This window comes from Brachybacterium halotolerans subsp. kimchii (assembly GCF_020792675.1).
Taxonomy (GTDB): Bacteria; Actinomycetota; Actinomycetes; order Actinomycetales; family Dermabacteraceae; genus Brachybacterium; species Brachybacterium halotolerans.
Genome location: NZ_CP086254.1, coordinates 696,404 through 718,947, shown reverse-complemented (window position 1 = coordinate 718,947; position 22,544 = coordinate 696,404). Strand labels below are relative to the sequence as shown.

Sequence of the window (22,544 nt, the reverse complement as noted above, 5' to 3'; positions counted from 1 at the left end):
CTCCTGCCGTCTCAGAACACCGAGATCGTGATGGTCGAGCCCTTCGCGGCCTTCTCGCCGCCGTTGGTCGACTGCGCGTAGACGGTGCCCAGCACGGGCGCTCCGCGGTCGTACTGGACCTTGGGCGTGAAGCCGGCCTTGGTCAGGGCCGCCTTCGCGTCCTTCTCGCTCTTGTTGAAGACGTTCGGAACCTTCACCATCTCCGGTCCCGAGGAGATCACGAGCTGCACCGTGTCCCCGCGGTGCCCGCTGCCGCCCGCCGGCGACTGGGAGGCGACCTTGCCCTTGGCGACGTCCGAGTGCTTCGTGGACGTGGTCACGGTGAAGCCCGCGTCCTCGAGGGCGCTGCGCGCCTGGTCCTCGCTGCGCCCGGTCTGGTCCGGGATCGAGATCGGCACGCGGCCCTTGGAGACGACCACGTGCACCTCGCCGCCCTCGGGGAGGGCGTCCTGTGCCGCGGACTGGGAGATCACCTGGCCGGAGGGCACCTTCTCGGAGTACTCGCCCTCGTCCTGGACGAGGGTGAGCCCCTGGTCCTCGACGGCCTTCTTCGCGTCCGCGAGGCTCTTCCCGGTGACGGTGGGGACGGGGAATGTCTGCACGCCCTTGGAGACGACGAGCTTCACGCTCTCGTCCCTCTTCAGGAGCGTCCCGGCCGCGGGGGTCGAGGAGATCACGTGCCCGGCGGGCACGGAGTCGCTGAACGCCTCGCTCGTGGCCGTCTCGAGGTCCTGCGAGGTGAGGGAGGCGTCGGCCGCATCGAGGTCGGTGCCCGCGAGGGCGGGGACGGTGCGATCCCCACCGGGCCCCTCGTGCAGGTACCAGTGGCCGGCGCTCGCTCCGCCCGCGGCGAGTGAGCCGACGACGGCGAGCACGGCCGCCGCCCGCAGACCGCGCGAGGTGCCGCGCAGCGGCCGGTCGAGATGCCGGCCGCGGCGCGGGCGCACCGCGGGGAGGGCCACCTCGCGGGACGAGGCTCCGGCGTCCTCCGCGGAGGACGCCTCATCATCTCCGTGCTGGTCGACCCGGGCCGGTCCGTCCTCGTCGTCCGCGGCCGGGTCCGGATCGCCCCCGTCTGCGGCGCCCCCATCTGCGGCGCCCCCGTCGGCGGCGCCCCCGCCCGCGTCCGGCACGTGGTCCGCCTCGAGACGGGCGGCGAGCGGGAAGGCGCGGGCGGCGGCCTCGCCGGCGAGGTCCACGTCGTCCAGGTGCGCGGTCAGGCGCGGCACGTCCTGGGTGTCGACGTCGTGGAGCTCGGACGGCGCGGCGTCGAGCACCGCGGCGGGCAGGGTGCGCAGGAGGTCGCGGACGCCCGCGAGCAGATCACCGGCCCCACGGGGCCGGTGTTGCGGATCGCGCGCGCACGCCCAGGTCACCAGGGAGTCCACCTCGCGGGGGACGGTCGAGACCCGGGCCGACGGCGCGGGCATGTCCTCGTGCACGTGCTGGAAGGCGATGTGCACCGCCTGCTCGCCGGTGTACGGCTGGACGCCGGTGAGCATCTCGTAGAGGACCACGCCCAGCGAGTACAGGTCGCTGCGCGCATCGCAGTGCCCGCGGGTGACGACCTCGGGGCTGATGTAGGCGACGGTCCCCAGCAGGGTGCTGCTGGCCGAGGTGTTCGCGGTGCCGATGGCGCGCGCCAGCCCGAAGTCGGCGACCTTCACCGATCCGCCGGGGGCGAGCAGGATGTTCTCGGGCTTGATGTCGCGGTGCACGATGCCCGCGGTGTGCGCGGCATCGAGCGCCTCGAGGATCTGCTCGGTGTCCTCGAGGGCCTCGCGCACGGTCAGCCGCCCGGCCTCGGTGATGCGGTTGCGCAGCGTCCCGCCCTCGATGAGCTCCATCGAGAGGTAGATGCGGTCCCCGTCCTCGCCCTGGTCGAACACTCCGACCACGTGCGGATGGGCGAGCCGGGCCGCGCTGCGGGCCTCGCGGGCGAAGCGGCGGCGGAACTGCTCGTCGACGGCGAGGTGCGGATGCATGATCTTGAGGGCCACGGTGCGGTCAAGACGTTCGTCATGTCCGCGATAGACCGTGGCCATACCGCCGCGGGCGATCAGCTCCTCGACGGCATAGCGGTCGTCGAGGAGCACGCCGGTGTCAGGGGAAGTGGCAGGCGCGCTCACGAGGCTCACTGTACGGCCGTGCATGCACCGCGCCGCGCAGCGACACGAGCACTCAGGATGCGCTCAGGCTGTCGGCCGGAGCCCGCGGGCCGTGGCACCCTTGAGGGGTGAGCGCACAGCACGAGACCCCCGAGACCTCCCTGGACGATCTGATCGGCAGCTGGCTGCCGCTGCCCGACGCGGCCGAGGAGCTCGGCGTCGAGGTGTCGGCCGTGCGGCGCATGGTCGACGACGGCTCCCTCGTCGAGATCCGCCGTGGTACGCCGAAGGTCCGCTGCGTGCCCGCCGAGCTCATCAAGGACGGCGAGCTCACGCCCTACGTCGCGGGCACCATCACCGTGCTGCGCGACGCGGGCTTCTCGGACGAGGAGCTGCTGCGCTGGCTCTTCACCCCGGACGACTCCCTGCCCGGCCGTCCCATCGACGAGCTGCGCGCCGGCCGACGCGGAGAGGTCCGCCGCCGCGCCCAGGCGCTCGGCTTCTGACCCGACCGGGGGCTGCCGCCCGGGTCCCACGCTGCGGGGAGCCCGCGACTGCGCGGCGCGCCGGGTCGCGGTCGCTCCTAGCGGCCGACGTCGAGGCCGGTGAGCTCGGTCGCCGCACGGCCGAGTCGTGCGAGGCCCTCGCGCCCCTCCTCCTCGAGGCCGGGAGCGTCGGCGAGCACCGCCTCTGCGCGCGCTGAGAGCGCGCGGATGTCCGCGGCGACGGAGGAGACCGCGCCCGTCGAGCGCATGAGGTCGCGGACGGCCTCGATCTCGTCGTCGTCGGCGTCCTCGCGCCCCACCACCCGGTCCAGCAGGTCCAGCCCCCGTGCGTCCTGGCGGGCCGACGCGGCCGACCGCGTGCGCGCGAGGAGGACGGTGCGCTTGCCCTCGCGGACGTCGCCTCCGGTGGGCTTGCCCGTCGCGTGCTCGTCGCCGACCACGCTGAGCAGGTCGTCGCGCAGCTGGAAGGCCGTGCCGACCGCCTCCGACCAGGCGTCGAGCCGTTCGCGCACCGCGGCGTCCGCGCCCTGCTGCGCGGCACCCATGAGCACCGGGCGCCGCACGGAGTAGGAGACCGTCTTCCAGCGGATCACGGCGAGCGCCGCCGCCTCGTCGTCGGCGGGGGAGCGGAAGCCTCCCTCCTGATGCAGGACGTCGAGGAACTGGCCGGTCATGACCTCCGTCGCGAGCGAGGAGAACTGGGCGCGCGCGTCCCGCATGCGCGCCTGCGCCTTTGGGTCGGCGTCGAGATCGGCCAGGTCGCGCGCCCAGCTCAGCGCGAGATCGCCGAGGATGATCGCGACGGCGCCGCCGAAGCGCTCCGCCTCGCCGCGCAGTCCCTCCGCGCGATGCCGATCCGCCATCTCCACATGCACGGCGGGGCGGCCGCGACGGGTGGGGGAGCGGTCGATGAGGTCGTCGTGCAGCAGGGCGGCCGCCTGGAGAAGCTCGATCGCGCCGCCGAGGCGGGCCAGGGCGAGCAGCTCCTCCGGGTCCTCGGCCGACGTCGAGCACGCGCGCGCCGCGCCGAAGCACAGGCGCGGGCGCAGCAGCTTGCCTCCCACGAGGAAGGCGCGCAGGGAGTCCACGAGCCCGGCGGCCTCGGGGGCGATCGCCGTGAGCTGAGCGCGTCGCGCGTCGAGCTCACCGGTCAGCACTTGCTGCAGCACCTCATGGAAGCGCGCGTCGAGCGGGCTCGTGGCGGACGGGAGATCGGAACGGGTCATCAGGGGCTGCTCCTTCGGCGGGACCCCCAGATCCTCCCATGTCCGCAGGCGGGAGGATCGCGCTCCCTCCCGTCCCGGGTCACCTCGAGGGGTCCATCGTCCCCTCCCCATCGTCCCCTCCCCGTCGCTCGCCGGTCCTCCCCAGCGCGGACTTGTCCCCAATCCGACCGGCGGCGTGGTCTCGGCGAGCGCAGGCGGGGACGCTCGGTGCATGAGCACAACCCCTGCCCACCGCGTCCCCTCCGATCCGTCGTCAGGCGCCTCCGCGCGCACCTCGAAGGGGCTCGCTGCGTCGTGCGCGAGGAGTGCGTCTTCTCCGCCGCCTCCGCCCTCGGTGCCGGACCCGGCGGATCCGCCCCCGCGCACCCTGCGGGCGGACGACCCCTCCGAGCTCCTCGCCGAGGCGCGCGTGACGCTCGGCTGCGTGCCGCGCGACTGCCTGGTGATGATCGGCCACAGCGGCCGCCGCCTCTCGCCCCTGGCCACGCGCATCGCCCTGCGGGACGTGGGCGACGGGCCGGGAGGCGTGGACGTGCCGCGGCATCTCGCGCTCCTGGACCGCGCGGGCTGCGACGGCGCCTTCGTGCTCGTGCTCGCGGGGGACGGATGGGAATCGGTCGAGGAGTCCCGGACCGACGACGCCCGCAGGATCGCCCTGGAGGTGGTGCGCGCGGCGGCTCTGCGCGGGCCCGACGGGTTCGACGTCCCCGAGGCCTGGGTGGTCTCAGGCGGGTGCGCGGAATCCTTCGCCCTCACCCCGGAGGACGACGGCGCCTTCGCCCTTCGCGTCCTCGAGTGGCCGGGGCCGCTGACGCACCCTCGTGACACCCTCGTCGGCGTCCAGGAGATCCATGCCGGACGCCGGGTCCCCGAGGACGATCCCGCCGCCGAGCGCGAGATGCGGATGATCGGGGACGCCCTCCGGGATGTCGCCTCCGGGGAGGGCGTGCCGGGGTCCCGACCCGGCGCCTTCGAGACGTCTGCCCGCTGGCATGCCCTGCTGGGCGCATTGCGACGTGCGCGCATCCCGGGAGCCGTCGCCGGGGAGGTCCCCGGCACCGGGGAGGCCCCGGGATCCGGGGGAGACGACCTCTCGATGTCGCACTGTGAACGGCTCGCCGGGATGCGGGATCTGCTCGCCGCGCCCGACGCCGCGCTCTCGCTCCTGCACGTCCTCTCGGGCCTCGAGGAGGAGGGCGAGGACGGCGGGATCGAGGGGCTGGTGCGTTTCGTCGCGCGGCTCGCCGCCGACCCTTCGCTCCGGCCCGCATCCCGCATCTGTGCAGGTGGGGAATGGTTCGAGGCCCTCCTTGCGATGCGGATGGCATGCGAGGGGACGGGGAGCGCCCCGATGGTCGGGGCGAGCGCCGGCGCCTGGACCGCACTGGGGACGGCGCTCGCCGTCCTGTCCTGGTGGAACCACCGGTTCGCGACCGCCGACGATCTCGCGCAGGAGATCGAGATGCGCGGGGAGGACGAGGTTCTGGCACTCTTCCTACTGCAGATCGCCCGCGCCAGGGTCCGGCCCGCCTGGAGGCCCGCGACCGCCTGAGGCGGCCCGGGGCCGCTCGCCCGGCGGACGGCGCCGGGCGAGAGCACGGAACCCGACCACCACGACACCTGGAGGGCGCATCGCATGACCGCCTCGACCGCCCCGAGCACGTCGGCCGCTCCGGCGGGATCGCCGGCCCACGGCTCAGGTTTCGAGGTCCCCGCGTCGGGCGCCTGGCGACCGGAGCACGGACCGGGCCACCGGCGCTTCGCCCGGGTCGGCGCGCTCGAGCTCGAATCCGGCGAGCGCCTCGACGACGTCGAGCTGGCCTTCGAGACCTGGGGCGAGCTCGCTCCCGACGGCTCCAACGCGGTGCTCGTTCTCCACGCCCTCACCGGGGACTCCCACGTGATCGGCGAGGCGGGGCCCTCCCACGCGACGGCCGGTTGGTGGAGCGATCTCGTGGGCCCGGGACGCGCGGTGGACACCGATCGCTTCTTCGTCGTCGCCCCCAACGCCCTGGGAGGCTGCCAGGGCTCCACGGGACCGAGCACCGCCGCCCCTGACGGACGCCCCTGGGGAGCGCGCTTCCCGCAGGTCACCATGCGCGACCTGGTCACCGCGGAGCAGCTCCTGGCCGCGCAGCTCGGCGTCGAGAACTGGGCGCTCGTGATCGGCGGCTCCATGGGCGGCATGCGCGCCTTCGAGTGGGCGGTGAGCGCGCCCGAGCAGGTGGAGCGACTGGCCGTGATCGCCTCGTCCGCCCGGGCGAGCGCCGACCAGATCGCCTGGAACAGCGCCCAGATCGCCGCGATCCGGGCCGACATCGGCTTCTACGGCGGGGACTACTACGACCGCTCCGACGGCGAGGGCCCGCACCAGGGGCTCGGCGCGGCGCGCCGCATCGCCCACATCACCTATCGCACCGGAACCGAGCTCGAGGAGCGATTCTCCAACCGCTCCCAGGGGGAGGAGGACGTGCTCGACGGGGGTCGCCACCAGGTCACCAGCTACCTCGACCACCACGCGGACAAGCTCTCCCGCCGCTTCGACGCGAACTCCTACGTGCGCCTCGCCGAGTCCATGAGCACCCACGACGTGGGCCGCGGCCGGGGCGGCACCGCCGCCGCCCTGCATCGCGTGCAGGCGCGAACGCTCCTGGTCGCGATCTCGAGCGATCGTCTCTTCCCGCCCGACCTCGTGGCCGAGGCCGCCCGGGAGATCCCCGACGTGCACCACCACGTGATCGACAGCCCGCAGGGCCATGACGGCTTCCTGCTGCCCCACCCCTCGCTGCGCGAGTGGATCGCCGACCTCCTGGAGGGTTAGGCTCCAGATCCAGCCACGCCATCGGCGTCCCTCGGCCGGCAGGCAGGACCGCAGATGCGGGCCCACCGGCCAGGACGTCCCGACAGAAGGGTCCGGGTGCTCCATGAGCGTCGTCGTCGGATACTCCCCGTCAGCCCAGGGGGACGCGGCGCTCGCCGCCGCGGCCCGGGAGGCGAAGCGGGGCGGGGACACCCTCGTCGTCGCGTCCCATGCGTACCACGACCCCGAGGCCGGACGGGCCGTCGCCGATGCGGAGGCCGTCGGCGCCGCGATCGACGCCCTGGGCATCGCCGAACCGCCGCAGGTCGAGGTCCGCACGGGGGAGGACCTCGACGTGGGCGACTTCCTGCTGCAGGTCGTGCACGAGACCGACGCCCGCCTGATCGTGATCGGGCTGCGTCGCAAGTCCCGCATCGGCAAGCTCAACCTCGGGGCGTCCGCTCGGCGCGTGGTCCTCGAGAGCACGTGCCCCGTGCTCGCCGTGAAGCACGCCGACGCGATCGCCGCCTGAGTCCGGGAGCCCCCGGAGCACCGAAGCCCCGGAGCGCCGAGGATCACGCCCCTGGCGGAGACCTCCGTCACACGGGAATAGATCCCGAGGGGGCGTCGTTGCACTCCCCGAGGCTTGACGGCACCGCCCCTTCGTGCGCCCTCACGCAGGTATCCTTCGGGTCGGGTGGTGCATCGGCCCGTGCACCATCGTTCGCCCGCGAGACACCGGTCCGGCCCTGCGAAGGACCGGCGGAAGAAGGAACTCAGTGACTGCTTCGCACACCACCGTCGACGACAAGACCGCCGTGACCGATGACGCGAAGGAAGCCGCGCCCGTGAAGGGGAAGGCGGCGACCTCGTCCGCGAAGTCCACCAAGAAGGCCCCCGCGAAGAAGACGGCCGCGAAGAAGACGGCCGCCAAGAGTGCCGCGGGCGGCACCGCCGGCAAGAAGAAGACGGCCTCGAAGGCGACGGAGGCCGCGTCCGAGGAGGACCTCGAGGCGACCGCGGAGGACGAGCAGGCGCCGGAGGAGGGCGAGGAGACCGAGGAGAAGGACCCCAAGGGCGTCCACAAGGCGAACCAGAAGTCGGACGAGGAGTCCGGCGGCCTGGTCATCGACTCCTCCGAGGATGACTCCCCGGCCCAGCAGGTCGTGACCGCCGGCGCCACCGCCGACCCGGTCAAGGACTACCTGAAGCAGATCGGCAAGGTCGCACTGCTGAACGCCGCCCAGGAGGTCGAGCTCGCCGAGCGCATCGAGGCCGGCCTCTTCGCCGAGCAGCTCCTCAAGCGCGACGAGAGCATCGTGCGCACCAAGAAGGGCCGCGAGCTCGGCATGATCGTCGAGGACGGCCGCGCCGCCAAGGACCACCTGCTCGAGGCGAACCTGCGACTCGTGGTCTCCCTCGCCAAGCGCTACACGGGCCGCGGTATGCTCTTCCTGGACCTCATCCAGGAGGGCAACCTTGGCCTCATCCGTGCGGTCGAGAAGTTCGACTACACCAAGGGCTACAAGTTCTCGACCTACGCGACCTGGTGGATCCGTCAGGCGATCACCCGCGCCATGGCCGACCAGGCCCGCACCATCCGCATCCCCGTGCACATGGTCGAGGTCATCAACAAGCTCGCCCGCGTGCAGCGCCAGATGCTCCAGGATCTCGGCCGCGAGCCCACCCCGGAGGAGCTCGCCAAGGAGCTCGACATGACCCCCGAGAAGGTCGTCGAGGTCCAGAAGTACGGGCGCGAGCCCATCTCGCTGCACACCCCGCTCGGCGAGGACGGCGACAGCGAGTTCGGTGACCTGATCGAGGACTCCGAGGCGATCGTGCCTGCGGACGCGGTGAGCTTCACCCTCCTCCAGGAGCAGCTCCACTCGGTGCTGGACACCCTCTCCGAGCGCGAGGCCGGTGTGGTCTCCATGCGCTTCGGCCTCGAGGACGGCCAGCCCAAGACCCTCGACGAGATCGGCAAGGTCTACGGCGTGACCCGCGAGCGGATCCGCCAGATCGAGTCGAAGACCATGAGCAAGCTGCGCCACCCCTCGCGCTCGCAGGTCCTGCGCGACTACCTCGACTGAGACTCCTCCGCTCAGCGCACGACGGCCCGGCACCTCCCGCAGGTGCTGGGCCGTCGTGCATGGCGCGGGCGCGGCGCCGGGGAGGCACGACGCCGCGGACGCACGGCACCGCGGACGGGGCGTGAACACCCGACGAACATCCGTTCCGGATGTTCCGGAAAGTCTGGTCATCCGTTCCAGCGCGGCCTAGGCTCGCACCGTGATCCCGGACACCCCGCCGCTGTCGACCTCCCTGCACCCCGCCGCAGGACCCGTCGTCGTCTTCGACTTCGACGGCACGGTGTGCCTGGGCGACGGTCCCGTCCTCGCCTACGCCGAGGCGGCCTGCGCACGCATGCCCGCGGCCGACGCACGCAGCGTCCGCTCGCGCTTCGAGGACTGGATGGCGGGCCGCTCGTCCGAGCACCACGCCGACGCCTACGTCGCCCTCGCCGCGCTCGCCCGGCCGATCCTCGGTGACGAGCTCTCCGAGGCCTACCTCGACTCCCGGCGCCGTCTCGTCCACGACGACCTGGGCGTGCGACCCCCGGAAGGCCTCACCGCCCTCCTGGACGAGCTCGCCGAGGCCGGGGTGCGGCGCGCCCTGCTGACGAACTCGCCCGCCGTCGGCATGGACGAGACCCTCGTCCACCTGGGCGTGCGCGGACGCTTCGACCAGATCGTCGTCGGCGCGAAGAAGCCCTCCCGGATGCCCGAGCACCTGCGCGTCCTCCTCGGCGACGAGCCCGCCCACCACCTCGTCTCGATCGGCGACAACTGGCGCAACGACGTCGCCCCCGCCGTCGAGCTCGGCGCTGTGGGCATGCTCATCACCGGCGCGTGGGGGGACAGCACGCTGCCTCCGCAGGCTCTGGCCGTCCAGCGGGGCCACCATCTGTCCGAGCTGCTGCCCGCCCTGCGCCGCTTCGCCGCCGACGCCGAGGCGTTCGCCCCCAGCCGGGACCTCGCCCGATGAGCACCGCACGGCCGTCGAACCGCGCGAGCGCCCCCACGCTCGCCTCCCGCCTCGCCGCCGCCGCGCCCACCCTGGGCCCCGCCGAGGAGCAGGTGGCGCGCGTGCTCGTCTCCCACGCCGAGGAGCTCCCGGAGCTGTCCACCGCACAGGTCGCAGAGCTCTCGGGCACGTCCCGGGCGAGCGTCGTGCGGACCTGCCAGCGCCTCGGCTACACCGGCTTCCAGCAGCTGCGGGTGCTCGCGGTGCGCGACGCCGCCGGCGAGCGAGGCGGCGTCCAGGAATCCCCGGACACGGTGATCGGCGCGGCCCGCGCCCTCGCCGAGCAGACCGTGCAGGCCACCGACATGCTCGAGGAGGAGCCGCTGCAGAGCACCGTCGCCGAGCTCGCCGCCGCCCGCCGGGTGCTCGTGGTCGCCGGCGGACTGAGCGCATCCGTGGGCGCGGCGCTCAGCGCCCGTCTGCTGCGCCTGGGGCTCACCGTGATCTCGCCGGCCGACCCCTTGGACGCGGAGATCGCCGCGGCCGCGCTGGGCCCCGAGGACCTCTGCATGGCGATCTCCGCCTCCGGCGTGAACGCCCAGACCCTGCGCTGCGTGCGCGCGGCCGCGGGAGCGGGTGCGCGCACCATCGCGCTGACTGCCTTCCTCGGCACGCCGCTGGAGCAGGCCGTCGGCCGCACCCACATCACGCCGCTCCCGCACCGTCACTACCAGGACGAGTTCCACTGCCCCTCGCGGCTGGCGCAGCATGCCCTCGTCGAGGCGCTCGGAGGCGCCCTCGAGCGCCGGCTCGGCGAGGGCGCGGGAGCCGTCCAGGACCGGATCCTCGAGGTGGTGAGCGGCCATGTCGATGAGTGAGAGCTCCCTCCCGCAGACTCTCCCGCGGACCGGCGCCGGCCGGCCGGGGAACCCCGCGCCCCGCACCGGCCCCGCCCGCCGCCGAAGCCGTGCCCGCCGCGCCCTGACCTCTCCGATCGCCTACCTGTTCGTCGCCCCTGCGATCGCGATCTTCGGGATCTGGACGATCTTCCCGACGCTGTACACCTTCCGGGTCTCGGCCTTCGACTGGAACCAGCTGAACCCCGCGATGAGCGAGTTCATCGGGCTGGGCAACTACCGGGACATGCTCTCGGGGAGCACCAACCCGTCGTTCTGGCAGACCTTCGGGGTCTCCTGCTACTTCGTGATCGCCAACGTCGTGGTCGGCACGATCCTCGCCCTGCTGCTCGCCCTGCTGGTGCGGCGCGGCTCGAAGCTCATGGCGGCCGCCCGCACCAGCTTCTTCCTCGCCTACATCGCCCCGGGGGTCGCCACGGCCCTCATCTGGCTGTGGATCTTCAACCCGCGCTTCGGACTCGCCAACGGGGTCCTCTCGCTCCTGCACCTGCCGGTGATCGACTGGCTGGGCGACTCCCGCTACGCGATGCTCTCGATCATCGTCTACTCCGTCTGGCACGAGGTCGGGTTCCTGGTCCTCGTGTTCGTGGGCGGACTGATGACCACCAGCGGGGAGCTGTCCGAAGCGGCGAAGGTCGACGGCGCGAACCCCTGGCAGGAGTTCAGCCGGGTCACCCTTCCGCAGCTCATCCCGTACGTGGCGTTCGTCGTGATCATCTCCTCGATCTCGTCCCTGCAGGCCTTCACCCAGTTCTTCGTGCTCACCGGCGGCGGCCCCGGCTACTCGACCTCCACGATCGGCTTCCAGCTCTACCAGCAGGCGTTCGTGCTCGGGAACACCGGCTACGGGGCGGCGCTCGCGGTGGTGCTGTTCCTCATCACCCTCGTGCTCTCGATCATCCAGCTGCGGATCTCCGCGAGGCTCTCGCGATGATCGGCCGTCCTCCGCCGACCGGCCCGCCGTGCCCTCGACCACCCCGCTCCCGACGACCTCTGCCACTCATCGCCCCGCCGTGCCCACCCTCACTCTCACCCAGGAGAACCCGATGACCGCCATGCGCCGCACCTCCGCCCGCACCGCACACAGCATCTCGTCCCGCATCTCATCGGCGCCCACGCGCCGCACCGTCCTCGCCGGCGCCGCCGCCTCGGCGAGCGCTCTGGCCCTCGCCGCCTGCTCGTCCGGATCCTCCGGCTCCGGCGACGGCGACGACTCCGGCAGCGACGCCGTGCCGTCCTTCGACCCCGACGCGAAGACCACCATCACGTTCATGCACGCCATGGCCTCGGGCGATCAGAAGACCGCGCTCGAGAAGATCGTCTCCGACTTCGGGAAGGACCATCCGAACGTCACCATCGAGCTGCAGGACCAGCCCGATTACGGCACCCTGCAGACCAAGACCAAGGCGCAGGTCGGCGCCGGCAGTGCGCCCACGATCGCCCAGGCCTACGGCAACTGGGCCAGCGAGTACGCCGACTCGAAGGTCATCGTGCCCCTGGACGCGTACGCGAAGGCCAACGAGGACTACGCGGACTTCGCCGAGGCCGTGAAGAAGGACATGCAGCTCACCGACGGCAAGATCTGGATGTGGCCCTTCAACAAGTCCGTCGTGGTCGTCTACCGCAACGCGGAGATGGTGAAGGAGGAGCCGAAGACCTGGGACGACTTCGCGAAGGTCAGCAAGGACGTCTCGAAGGACGGCGTGGTCGCCCTGTCCATCGACCCCGGCAGCGCCAAGGGGCCCGCCGGCGGCACGGCCCTCTACGAGATCCTCGCCGAGTCCATGGGCAGCACGGTCTTCGCCGACGACGGCACGCCGCAGTTCTCCGAGGACGGCTGCGTGAAGGCCCTCGAGTACCTCGTGGACCTCAAGGACGCGGGCGCGCTCGCGATCGCCTCGGGCTATCCCGGCCAGGAGGCCCTGGGCGCCGAGAAGGGGGCCTTCGACGTCTCCTCCGTGGCCTCGTTCCCGTTCAACGAGCAGGCTGTCGGCGGGAAGTTCGAGATGGGCGTGAGCGCCCTCCCGGAGGGGCCCTCCGGTGCGGCGAACCAGCTGGCCGGCACCAACATCGTCCTGTTCGCCGATGCGAGCGATCAGGAGCGCGCCGCCGCCTGGGAGTTCATGCAGTTCATCACCACGCCGGAGCAGCAGGCCTCTTGGGCGGCCGCCACCGGCTACCTCCCCGTCAGCTCCGCCTCCCTCGAGCAGGACGCCATGAAGAAGGTCGTCGAGGAGCGCCCGTGGATCACCGACGCCGTCAAGCAGCTCGACACCGCGCGCGCCCTGCCGCCGGTCACGAGCGTCACCGAGGCCTCGGGCCTGCTCTCGGTCGCCCTGCAGGACGCCCTGCAGGGCAAGGCGAAGCCGGCCGACGCCCTCGCCGACGCGCAGAAGAAGGCCGGGGCGCTGGGCTGAGACGGCGCGGGCAGGGACCACGAGGACCACACGGCCCACAGGCGACACGAGGGACGAGGAGGCGAGCGAGCCGATGAGCAGCACGAGCACGACGCTGCGCAACAGCACGGGGGAGGAGATCCCGCGCAGGCGCCGCCGGACCCGCCCCGCCCAGCGGGTGCTGTCGGCCCTCGCCGCCCTCGCGGCGCTCGCCTTCCTCTTCCCCCTGCTGTGGACCCTGTACACCTCGATCTCCACGCCCGACGACGTGTACACCCTGCCGCCGCGGATCAGACCGCCCGGCGAATGGGGCCACTACATCGAGGCCGCCGCGCAGAACTACGCGCGGGCGTGGGTGGCCGCGCCCTGGCCGCGCTACTTCGGCAACACCGTCTTCATCGCGGTGTGCGTCGTCGCTCTGACGCTGCTCACCGGACTGCTCGCGGCCTTCGCCTTCGCACGCATGAGGTTCCGCGGTCGCGGTGTGCTGTTCCTGCTGGTGATGAGCGTGATGATGGTCCCGCAGACGGTGCTGCTGGTGCCGAACTTCCTGCTCGCCCAGAAGATGGGCCTCTACGACACCTATGCGATCCAGATCCTCCCGTGGGGCGCGTCCGTGTTCGGCATCTTCCTGCTGCGGCAGTTCTTCCAGACCCTGCCCGCCGAGATCTTCGAGGCCGCCGAGCTCGACGGTGCGGGCCCGGTGCGCATGCTCGCGCAGGTCGCCGGGCCGCTCGCCGTGCCCACGATGATCCTGGTGGGCCTGAACGCCTTCATGGGGTCCTGGAACTCGTTCGTCTGGCCGTACTTCATGACGAAGTCAGATCAGCTGCGTCCCATCGAAGTGGGACTGCAGACCTTCCAGTCCGAGAACGGCAACGACTGGACCGGGATGAGCGCCGCGGTCGTCTTCACGACGATCCCGGTGATCCTGCTCTTCCTGTTCCTCCAGAAGTACTTCGTGCGCGGTGCCTTCTCGACCGATGGGGCGGTGCGCGGATGAGCGGGCGGGAGAGCGGGTGGGGGAGCCGGCCGACGGGAACGACGAGGAGCGAGCCGATGGACGACCCGACGGGCACAAGCATCGAGATCCACGGCGGGGTGCGCGTCATCGGCGGCACCAAGGTGCTGATCAGCACCGCGCGCGCCCGGGTGCTGCTGGACATCGGCGAGGACATCCCGGACGAGGCGGACCTGCTTCGCGACAGCACCCGTGCGCGCGGGGGCCACGGTCTCGCCGATCGCCTGCGTCTCGGCGCGGCGCCGTGGATCACGGGGCTGTTCGCGCCGGAGGAGCTGCACGCCGTCGGCCCCGGGGCGCAGGAGGTGCACGCGCTCGCGGCCGCGGATGACCGACCGCTCGTCGTCGTCCTCTCCCATGCCCACATCGACCACGACGGACTGCTGGCGCACCTGCGGCCCGAGGTCCGCGTCCTCGCCCATCCCGACACCATCGCCCTGCACCGCGCTCTCGAGGAGGCGGGTGCCACGACGCCGGGCACCTCCGCTCGCCTCACCCCGATCGCGGAGGGGCAGGAGGTCGCCGTCGCGGACCTCGCCGTCACTGTGCACCGGGTGGACCACGACGTGCGCGGTGCGATCGGCACCATCGTGCGCGCCCCCGACGGAGCCCTCGCCTACACCGGGGACGTGAACCTGCACCGTGAGGACGGGGTGCACACGCGCGCCTTCCTCGAGGCCGCGCGTGGGGCCGACGTGCTCGTGTGCGAGACGACGATGCTGAGCTTCGACCCGCCGCCCCTCGAGCCCCGCAGCGAGGAGGTGATCGCGCGCGTGGTCACCGAGGCGCTGGCCGGCAGCGAGGACCTCATGCTGCTGAGTGCGTACGAGCGGGACGTCGACCGCGCCGCGCTGCTCGTCCGCGCCGCCGCCGACGCCGGGCGCACGCTCGTGTGGCCGGGACGCCACGCCGCCGTGCTCACCGCGATGGGGATCGGGGGCGTCGTCACCTGGGACGGGACGCGGCCCCAGTCCGGGAGCCAGCGCCGGGCGGGGGAGCTCGCCGCCGGTCGCGAGCGGAGCGCGGCGCGGACGGTCGGCATCGACGAGGTCCTGGAATCCCCCGATCGCTTCCTCGTCCAGATCGACCCGGAGGACTTCACCTCCCTGCTCGACCTCCCGCTGGGGCCCACGAGCGCCTGGATCCATTCGCAGGGCGAGCCGCTGGGGCCGTTCATGCGTGACTGGGACGTGTGGCAGGACTGGCTCGAGCGCTTCGGACTCGCGACGGTGCCGGCCGGCTCCTCGGGACATGCCGGCCCGCTCGCGCTGCGCGAGATCGTCGAGCGGATCGCCCCCGCCCGCGTGATCGCCCTGCACGGCTTCCACCCCGAGCGCCTCGAGGTCGACGGCGTGCGGACGGTCCTCCCCGAGATCGGCGTGCCGATCCCGCTGCGCGAGGTCGGCACGCGCTGATCGGACCCACCGGACGCACGAGGGCCCCGCATCCTCGGCGGATGCGGGGCCCTCGTGAGTCAGGGAGTGTGCGGGATCAGTCCTCGACCGGCACCGGACGAGCGTGCAGGCGCTCGGTCTCGTCGATGACCTCCGAGGCGAGCGGACGGAAGGCGTCCTCGTGCGCGCGGGCGTGGTGCCCGCAGAACAGCAGCTCGCCACCGGCGGAGAGGGAGACCTTGACGTAGGCCTGGGCGCCGCAGCGGTCGCAGCGGTCGTGCGCGGTCAGTCGCGGGGCTTCGACGGTCGTGTTCATGCCCCACATTCAAGCACCGCGCGGGCGTCGGCGGCGTGATCCGCGCCTCCGGTTCGCTCACCGCGCAACGCCCGTGCGCCCCGCCACGCCGGGGACGCCCGTCGGCCCTGGTCGTCGGGCTCGCCGCCGTAGAATGACGCGCGTGTCAGACACCACCGCGTCCTCCGAGTCCCCGGCCGCCGAGTCCCCGTCCCAGGAGGGCTCCGCGTCGTCATCCGCGAAGCCCGCCGCGAAGCGCTCGACGAAGGCCCCGGCGAAGTCCGCCTCCAAGCAGGCCGCCTACGACGCCCGCCATCTGCAGGTGCTCGAGGGCCTCGAGGCCGTCCGCAAGCGCCCCGGCATGTACATCGGGTCGACCGATTCGCGCGGCCTCATGCACTGCCTGTGGGAGATCCTCGACAACTCCGTGGACGAGGCCCTGGGCGGCTACGGCGAGGGCATCGAGGTCATCCTCCACGAGGACGCCTCCGTCGAGGTCCGGGACTCCGGGCGCGGCGTGCCGGTGGACACCGAGCCGCGCACGGGCCTGACGGGCGTCGAGGTCGTCTACACGAAGCTGCACGCCGGCGGGAAGTTCGGCGGCGGCTCCTATGCGGCCTCGGGCGGCCTGCACGGCGTGGGCGCGAGCGTCGTCAACGCGCTGTCTGCCCGCCTGGACGTCGAGGTCGACCGCGCCGGGGTCACATACGCCATGAGCTTCCAGCGCGGCGTCCCGGGCGACTTCGCCGACGGCGCCGACGGCCCGGGGCCCGACGCCCCGTTCACCGCCGCCGACGGCCCCGCCGAGCTGCGCAGGGTCGGGAAGGTCAAGCGCGGCGTCTCCGGCACCCGCGTGCGCTACTGGGCCGATCCCCAGATCTTCATCAAGGGCTCCCACTTCTCGAGCGAGGAGCTCGTGCGCCGCGCGCGCCAGACCGCGTTCCTGGTGCCGGGCCTGGGGATCACGATCTCGGACCGTCGGCCCGAGCGCAGCCCCGATCAGGACGAGGAGCGGTCCTTCCGCTACGACGGCGGCATCTCCGAGTTCGTCGAGTACCTCGCGCAGGACCAGAAGATCACCGACGTGATCCGCCTGCAGGGCAGCGGCGACTACACGGAGACCATCCCCGTGCTCGACTCCAAGGGCCACATGGTCTCCAAGGAGGTCGACCGCACGTGCGAGGTCGACGTGGCACTGCGCTGGGGCGCCGACTACGACACCACCCTGCGGTCCTTCGTGAACATCGTGGCGACCCCCAAGGGCGGCACTCACACCTCGGGCTTCGAGCAGGCGCTGCTGAGGACGCTGCGCAAGCAGGTCGAGAACCAGGCGCGCCGCGTGAAGTTCAACGCGAAGAACGAGAAGATCGAGAAGGACGATGCGCTCGCCGGTCTCACCGCCGTGGTCACCGTGCGCCTCGAGGAGCCGCAGTTCGAGGGCCAGACGAAGGAGGTGCTGGGCACCCCGGCGGTGCGCCAGATCGTCTCCAAGGTCGTCGAGCAGCAGCTCACCGGCTTCCTCACCTCCACGAAGAAGGAGGAGAAGGAGCAGGGAGCGCTCGTCGTCGACAAGGTGGTCTCCGAGATGCGCGCCCGCATCGCCGCGCGCATGCACAAGGAGGTCTCCCGCCGCAAGAACGCCCTGGAGTCCTCGACGATGCCCACCAAGCTCGCCGACTGCCGCTCGACCGACGTCGAGCGCTCCGAGCTGTTCATCGTCGAGGGCGACAGCGCGCTGGGCACCGCGAAGAACGCGCGCAACTCCGAGTTCCAGGCGCTGCTGCCGATCCGCGGCAAGATCCTGAACGTCCAGAAGGCCTCCATCACGGACATGCTCAAGAACACCGAGTGCGCCGCGATCATCCAGGTGCTCGGCGCGGGGTCCGGCCGCACCTTCGACCTCGAGCAGGCGCGCTACGGGAAGATCATCATGATGAGCGACGCCGACGTCGACGGCGCCCACATCCGCACCCTGCTGCTGACCCTCTTCCACCGCTACATGCGTCCGATGCTCGAGGCCGGGCGGATCTTCGCCGCCGTGCCGCCTCTGCACCGCGTGGAGATCATCCACGGCGGCAAGAAGAAGAACGAGTACGTCTACACGTACTCGGAGAACGAGCTGAACCGCCTGCTGAAGAGCCTGGACAAGCGCGGCAAGCGGTACAAGGAGCCGATCCAGCGCTACAAGGGCCTGGGGGAGATGGACGACGACCAGCTCGCCGACACCACGATGGACCCGCGCCACCGCACCCTGCGCCGTGTGCGCATCGAGGACGCGGAGGCCGCCGCCTCGATGTTCGACCTGCTCATGGGCAGCGACGTCGCACCGCGCAAGCAGTTCATCATCGAGGGCGCCGAGGAGCTGGACCGCGAGAGGATCGACGCATGAGCCTCGCCGTCCGCGTCATCCCCTGCCTGGACGTCGACGACGGCCGCGTCGTCAAGGGCGTGAACTTCCAGGGCCTGCGCGATGCGGGCGATCCGGTCGAGCTCGCCCGCCGCTACGGCGAGGAGGGGGCCGACGAGCTCACCTTCCTCGACGTGAGCGCCTCGGCGAGCGGCCGCGGCACCATGCTCGACGTCGTGCGGCGCACCGCCGAGCAGGTGCTGATCCCGCTCACCGTGGGCGGGGGAGTGCGCTCGGTGGAGGACGTCGACCAGCTGCTGCGCGCGGGAGCCGACAAGGTCGGCGTGAACACCGCCGCCATCGCCAGGCCCGATGTCATCACCGAGATCGCCGAGCGCTTCGGCAACCAGGTGCTCGTGCTCTCGGCCGACGTCCGCCGCGTCACCGAGGAGACGCCCGACGGTCCCGCGCGCTCCGGCTCGGGCTTCGAGGTCACCACCCACGGCGGCCGCCGCGGCACCGGCATCGACGCGATCGCCTGGATCGCCGAGGCCGCGGAGCGCGGCGCCGGCGAGATCCTGCTGAACTCGATGGACGCCGACGGCACCACCAGCGGCTTCGACCTCGAGCTGATCCGCGCCGCCCGTGCTGCGGCGGACGTGCCTCTCATCGCCTCGGGCGGTGCGGGCCGCGCGGGGGACTTCCCGCCGGCAGTGCGGGCGGGCGCCGACGCCGTGCTCGCCGCGAGCGTCTTCCACTTCGGCACCCTCACCATCGGCCAGGCGAAGGAAGCCCTCGCGGCCGACGGACTGCCCGTCCGCTGACGGCACCCGTCGGGTGACCGCGCGGATCCGACGACGGCCGGTCGTCCGCGCCCGCCGAGCAGGCGCTCCGAGCGTCCGGGCTCAGCTCCGGGCGACCTCGTAGCGCGCCTTGAGGCAGTGGGTCGCGCCGGGGGCGAGGGCGACGAAGCCGTCCTTGGCGACGGCGGTCTCCACGCACACGAACTGCTTCCACGCATCGAGCGGCATGTCGTCGAGGTGCGCGGCGCCGTCGCTGAACGGGTTCCACAGCACGGTGCGGCTCGAGCCGTGCGGGCTCACCACGATGTCGCGCTCGAGCACCGGGTCGTGCACGGTGACGGGACCGGAGACCTCGTACACCCGGTCCACGGGGCCGTCGATCTCGGGCTCGCCCTCCTGCACGGCCGGGGCGAGGTCGCGCAGGTTGTCGAGGTAGGAGGCGCCGGAGAGACCGGTGAAGCGCGCCGCCTCGGCGTCGCCCACGGAGAGATACGTGTGCAGGGCGGCCTCGAGCTCGAGGGGCTCGTCGCCGGCGGTCACGTCCAGACGCACCTGGAGGTGATCCGCACCGATCACGAACTGCACCTGCGCGGCGATGCCCTGCCCGGAGGGGTCCGCTCCCTCGAGGCCCAGGGTGATCGCGACGGAGTCCGAATGCACCACGTCCGCGTCCTCGTCGGCCCAGCCGTGGAAGTGCTCGCCCGCGACGACCTCCCAGCGGTGATTGCGCAGCCAGCCGTGGGAGGGCGTGGTGCGCCCGTCACGGCCGGGCCCGAACCAGGGGCCGATCAGCGGGATGCCGCCGCGGATCGGCTCGCCCTCCGCGTAGACCGCGTCGGGGCTCGTCCACAGGACGTCGTCCTCGCCGTCGGGCACCCAGGAGGTCAGGTGCGCACCGTCGAGGTGGATGACGGCGGAGCAGGCGGGGATGTCCACCACGAGCGCGGGCGTGCCGTGCAGGTCCTCGAGGGTGACTCCCTGGGGCAGGTCTTCGGGGCTGGTCGTGGTGCTCATGCCCCTATGGTCGCACCGTTTCGGCCCGTGGGTGCAGGGGTGGGGACGAATCGGTCCGGGGCCTCCGGCTCCTCCGGGACCGATCGCGCGCGGCGGCCCCCCCCCCCCCCCCCGCGACGGCCCGACGGCCGGCCCGTCAGCCGACGGCGGCGATCGGGACCGCGACCGGAGAGCCCGAGCCGTCGCGCCGCCCCACGGGGCCGGGCAGGTCCACGGGCTGGCCGGCCTCCGAGCAGGCACGGGCGGGGGAGTTGACGGCCCAGGCGCCGATCAGCGCGTCCTCGCCCCGCAGGAAGCGGTGGCAGCGCACGCCGCCGGTCGCACGGCCCTTGGCCGGGTACTCGGTGAAGGCGCTGACCTTCAGGGATCCCGTCTGGGTCATCGGCAGCGCGCCCGAGGTCCCGGAGATCGTCACGACCTCCGCCTCGCGGGTGACGTCCACCGCCCCGAAGGAGACCACGTGCGCGCCCTCGGCGAGCTTGATCCCGGCGACGCCGCCCGCGCCGCGGCCCTGCGGCCGCACCCCCGAGGCGGGGAAGTGCAGCAGATGCGCATCGGAGGTGATGAGGACCAGGTCGGTGTCGCCCGCTGCGGAGTCCTCGGGCAGGTCGACGACGCCCGCGACTTCGTCGCGATCCTTGAGCGAGATGATCTCGAAGCCGTCGCCGCGCGGGAAGTCGAGCGTCACCCGCTTGACGACGCCCTGGCGCGTGCCGAGCGCGAGGCTGCCACCGCGCTCGAGATCCGCGCCGGCTGCGCGAACGAGCCCGATCACCCGCTCGCCCTTCTCCAGGGTCAGCAGGTCGGAGAGCTTCGTGCCTCCCGCGAGGCTCGGCGGGCCCGCCGTCGGGGCGAGCGCGGGCAGCTCCACGACGCCGACGTGCAGCAGGCGCCCGAGGTTGGTCACCGCGCCTACCTGCGAGCGGGCGGTGGTGAGGACGTCGGCGACCACCACGTCGTGCGAGGAGCGGCCGCCCTCGCGGACTACGTCCTCGGCGTCGCCCGTGCGGGCGATGAGCCCGCTGCCGGAGAGCAGCACGCGGCAGGGCTCGTCGGCGACCTCGAGCGGGGCGGCCTGGGAGGTCGCCTGCTGCGAGCCCGCTTCCAGGAGCACCGTGCGGCGCGGGGTCCCGTGCTCGGCGGCGACGTGCGCGAGCTCGTCGGAGACGACCTGCCGCAGCAGCTCCTCGGAGGCGAGGATCTCCTCGAGCCGCTCGATCTCGGCGCGCAGCTCGTCGCGCTCGGTCTCGAGCTCGATGCGGGAGAACTTCGTGAGGCGGCGCAGGCGCAGCTCGAGGATGTACTCGGCCTGCGCCTCGGAGAGGTCGAAGGCGGCCATCAGGGCGGTGCGGGCGCGCTCGCCGTCGTCGGCCGCGCGGATGATCTGGATGACCTCGTCGATGTCGAGGATCGCGATCAGCAGGCCCTCGACGAGGTGCAGGCGCTCCTTGCGCTTGCCCAGTCGGTGGGCGGTGCGGCGCCGCACGACGTCCAGACGGTGCGCGATGAACACCTCGAGCAGCTGCTTGAGGCCGAGCGTGCGCGGCTGCCCCTCGACGAGCGTCACGTTGTTGATGCCGAAGGACTCCTCCATCGGCGTGAAGCGGTAGAGCTGCTGCAGCACGGCCTCGGGGTTGAAGCCGGACTTCACCGTGAGCTCGAGGCGCAGTCCGTGGCGGCGGTCGGTCAGGTCCTGGTAGTTGCTGATGCCCTGGACCTTTTTGGACTGCACCGCGTCGCGCAGCTTCTCGGCGAAGCGCTCGGGCCCCACCTGGTAGGGCAGCTCGGTGACGATGATGCCCTTCTTGCGGCTGGTGATGTTCTCGACCTTGGTGGTCGCGCGCATCTTGAACGAGCCGCGACCTGTGCGGTACGCGTCGCGCACGCCGTCCAGGCCCACGATTCGCCCGCCCGTGGGCAGGTCCGGGCCGGGGACCAGGCGCATGAGGTCCTCGAGGTCAGCGTCGGGGTGGGAGATCAGGTGGCGGGCCGCCGCGATGACCTCCACCAGGTTGTGCGGGGCCATGTTCGTGGCCATGCCGACGGCGATCCCCGAGGCGCCGTTGACCAGGAGGTTCGGATACTGCGCGGGGAGCACGGAGGGCTGCAGCAGCTGGTTGTCGTAGTTCGGGATCATCTCGACGACGTCCTCGTCGAGGGAGGCCGTCATGAGCTGCGCGGCCCTGGCCATGCGCGCCTCGGTGTAGCGGGCGGCGGCCGGGCCGTTGTCGAGCGAGCCGAAGTTGCCGTGGCCGTCCACGAGCGGCATGCGCATCGAGAAGCTCTGCGCCATGCGCACCAGGGCGTCGTAGATCGCGCTGTCGCCGTGGGGATGGAGCTTGCCCATCACCTCGCCGACCACGCGCTGGCTCTTGACGTGCCCGCGGTCGGGGCGCAGCCCCATGTCGTCCATCATGTACAGGATCCGGCGCTGCACCGGCTTCAGGCCGTCGCGGGCATCGGGCAGGGCGCGCGCGTAGATGACGGAGTACGCGTACTCGAGGTACGAGGTCTCCATCTCACTGGTGACGTCGACATCGACGACGACGCCGTCGATGTTCTCGTCCTCATCGCTGCCTGCGGTGCTGCTGCGTCGTGCCATGACGTTCATCCTGCCGCATCCGTGCCCAGGAACCGTGCAGGCGGGGGCGGTGATGTCGCCGACGCCGCGGGCACGGGGCCGCTCGGGCGGC

The 22,544-nt window shown here is 72.4% G+C and carries 18 protein-coding genes; 13 read left to right on the top strand and 5 right to left on the bottom strand.

What is annotated here, in order from left to right; all coding sequences use genetic code 11:
- Positions 1-11 precede the first annotated feature (11 nt).
- Positions 12-2,129, bottom strand: a complete 2,118-nt coding sequence (locus Bra3105_RS03245) for a Stk1 family PASTA domain-containing Ser/Thr kinase (RefSeq protein WP_228358582.1) — start codon at positions 2,127-2,129, stop codon at positions 12-14.
- Positions 2,130-2,236: 107 nt separating this feature from the next.
- Here Bra3105_RS03245 and Bra3105_RS03240 point away from each other — a divergent pair, with 107 nt between their 5' ends.
- On the top strand, positions 2,237-2,614 hold the full coding sequence (locus Bra3105_RS03240) for an Rv2175c family DNA-binding protein (protein WP_228358581.1): 378 nt from the start codon (positions 2,237-2,239) through the stop codon (positions 2,612-2,614).
- A gap of 77 nt (positions 2,615-2,691) precedes the next feature.
- Here Bra3105_RS03240 and Bra3105_RS03235 read toward each other — a convergent pair whose 3' ends face one another.
- The gene (locus tag Bra3105_RS03235) at positions 2,692-3,840 is read right to left on the bottom strand and encodes a polyprenyl synthetase family protein (protein WP_228358580.1); all 1,149 of its coding nucleotides are present in this window, start codon (positions 3,838-3,840) and stop codon (positions 2,692-2,694) included.
- Between the two features lie 334 nt (positions 3,841-4,174).
- Between Bra3105_RS03235 and Bra3105_RS03230 the strand changes: the two genes are divergently transcribed.
- The 10 genes from Bra3105_RS03230 to Bra3105_RS03185 all read left to right on the top strand — a co-directional run bounded on the left by Bra3105_RS03230 (position 4,175) and on the right by Bra3105_RS03185 (position 15,413).
- The gene (locus Bra3105_RS03230; protein WP_228358579.1) at positions 4,175-5,392 is read left to right on the top strand and encodes a hypothetical protein; all 1,218 of its coding nucleotides are present in this window, start codon (positions 4,175-4,177) and stop codon (positions 5,390-5,392) included.
- 84 nt (positions 5,393-5,476) lie between these two features.
- On the top strand, positions 5,477-6,661 hold the full coding sequence (metX, locus tag Bra3105_RS03225; RefSeq protein ID WP_228358578.1) for a homoserine O-acetyltransferase MetX: 1,185 nt from the start codon (positions 5,477-5,479) through the stop codon (positions 6,659-6,661).
- A gap of 103 nt (positions 6,662-6,764) precedes the next feature.
- Positions 6,765-7,172, top strand: coding sequence for a universal stress protein (locus tag Bra3105_RS03220; protein WP_228358577.1), 408 nt, complete (start codon positions 6,765-6,767; stop codon positions 7,170-7,172).
- 172 nt (positions 7,173-7,344) lie between these two features.
- Positions 7,345-8,730: an RNA polymerase sigma factor gene (locus Bra3105_RS03215; RefSeq protein WP_407650909.1), complete on the top strand. Its 1,386-nt coding sequence runs from the start codon at positions 7,345-7,347 to the stop codon at positions 8,728-8,730.
- Between the two features lie 199 nt (positions 8,731-8,929).
- Positions 8,930-9,685 carry an HAD family hydrolase gene (locus Bra3105_RS03210; protein WP_228358575.1) on the top strand — a complete coding sequence of 252 codons (756 nt, stop codon included), beginning with the start codon at positions 8,930-8,932 and terminating at the stop codon, positions 9,683-9,685.
- On the top strand, positions 9,682-10,542 hold the full coding sequence (locus Bra3105_RS03205; RefSeq protein WP_228358574.1) for a MurR/RpiR family transcriptional regulator: 861 nt from the start codon (positions 9,682-9,684) through the stop codon (positions 10,540-10,542). The genes Bra3105_RS03210 and Bra3105_RS03205 overlap by 4 nt, the downstream gene beginning before the upstream one ends.
- Positions 10,535-11,515 carry a carbohydrate ABC transporter permease gene (locus Bra3105_RS03200; RefSeq protein ID WP_228358573.1) on the top strand — a complete coding sequence of 327 codons (981 nt, stop codon included), beginning with the start codon at positions 10,535-10,537 and terminating at the stop codon, positions 11,513-11,515. The genes Bra3105_RS03205 and Bra3105_RS03200 overlap by 8 nt, the downstream gene beginning before the upstream one ends.
- A gap of 79 nt (positions 11,516-11,594) precedes the next feature.
- A complete protein-coding gene (locus tag Bra3105_RS03195; protein ID WP_228358572.1) occupies positions 11,595-12,998 on the top strand; it encodes an ABC transporter substrate-binding protein in 1,404 nt (467 codons plus the stop codon).
- Between the two features lie 73 nt (positions 12,999-13,071).
- Positions 13,072-13,980 carry a carbohydrate ABC transporter permease gene (locus tag Bra3105_RS03190; protein ID WP_228358571.1) on the top strand — a complete coding sequence of 303 codons (909 nt, stop codon included), beginning with the start codon at positions 13,072-13,074 and terminating at the stop codon, positions 13,978-13,980.
- A 56-nt stretch (positions 13,981-14,036) separates the two neighbouring features.
- Positions 14,037-15,413, top strand: coding sequence for an MBL fold metallo-hydrolase (locus Bra3105_RS03185; protein WP_228358570.1), 1,377 nt, complete (start codon positions 14,037-14,039; stop codon positions 15,411-15,413).
- Positions 15,414-15,489: 76 nt separating this feature from the next.
- On the opposite strand, the gene Bra3105_RS03180 is transcribed toward Bra3105_RS03185, so the two are convergent.
- Complete coding sequence (locus Bra3105_RS03180) at positions 15,490-15,708, bottom strand: DUF7455 domain-containing protein (RefSeq protein ID WP_152353098.1); 219 nt, start codon at positions 15,706-15,708, stop codon at positions 15,490-15,492.
- Positions 15,709-16,009: 301 nt separating this feature from the next.
- On the opposite strand from Bra3105_RS03180, the gene Bra3105_RS03175 reads away from it, so the two are divergent.
- Complete coding sequence (locus tag Bra3105_RS03175) at positions 16,010-18,076, top strand: DNA gyrase/topoisomerase IV subunit B (RefSeq protein WP_407650908.1); 2,067 nt, start codon at positions 16,010-16,012, stop codon at positions 18,074-18,076.
- Positions 18,073-18,858, top strand: coding sequence for an imidazole glycerol phosphate synthase subunit HisF (gene hisF / locus Bra3105_RS03170; RefSeq protein ID WP_228358568.1), 786 nt, complete (start codon positions 18,073-18,075; stop codon positions 18,856-18,858). Before Bra3105_RS03175 ends, hisF begins: the two co-directional genes overlap by 4 nt.
- Before the next feature lie 81 nt (positions 18,859-18,939).
- On the opposite strand, the gene Bra3105_RS03165 is transcribed toward hisF, so the two are convergent.
- Both Bra3105_RS03165 and Bra3105_RS03160 read right to left on the bottom strand, forming a co-directional pair.
- On the bottom strand, positions 18,940-19,851 hold the full coding sequence (locus tag Bra3105_RS03165) for a D-hexose-6-phosphate mutarotase (protein ID WP_228358567.1): 912 nt from the start codon (positions 19,849-19,851) through the stop codon (positions 18,940-18,942).
- A 136-nt stretch (positions 19,852-19,987) separates the two neighbouring features.
- Positions 19,988-22,453, bottom strand: a complete 2,466-nt coding sequence (locus tag Bra3105_RS03160) for a DNA gyrase/topoisomerase IV subunit A (protein ID WP_228358566.1) — start codon at positions 22,451-22,453, stop codon at positions 19,988-19,990.
- Between the last annotated feature and the right edge of the window lie 91 nt (positions 22,454-22,544).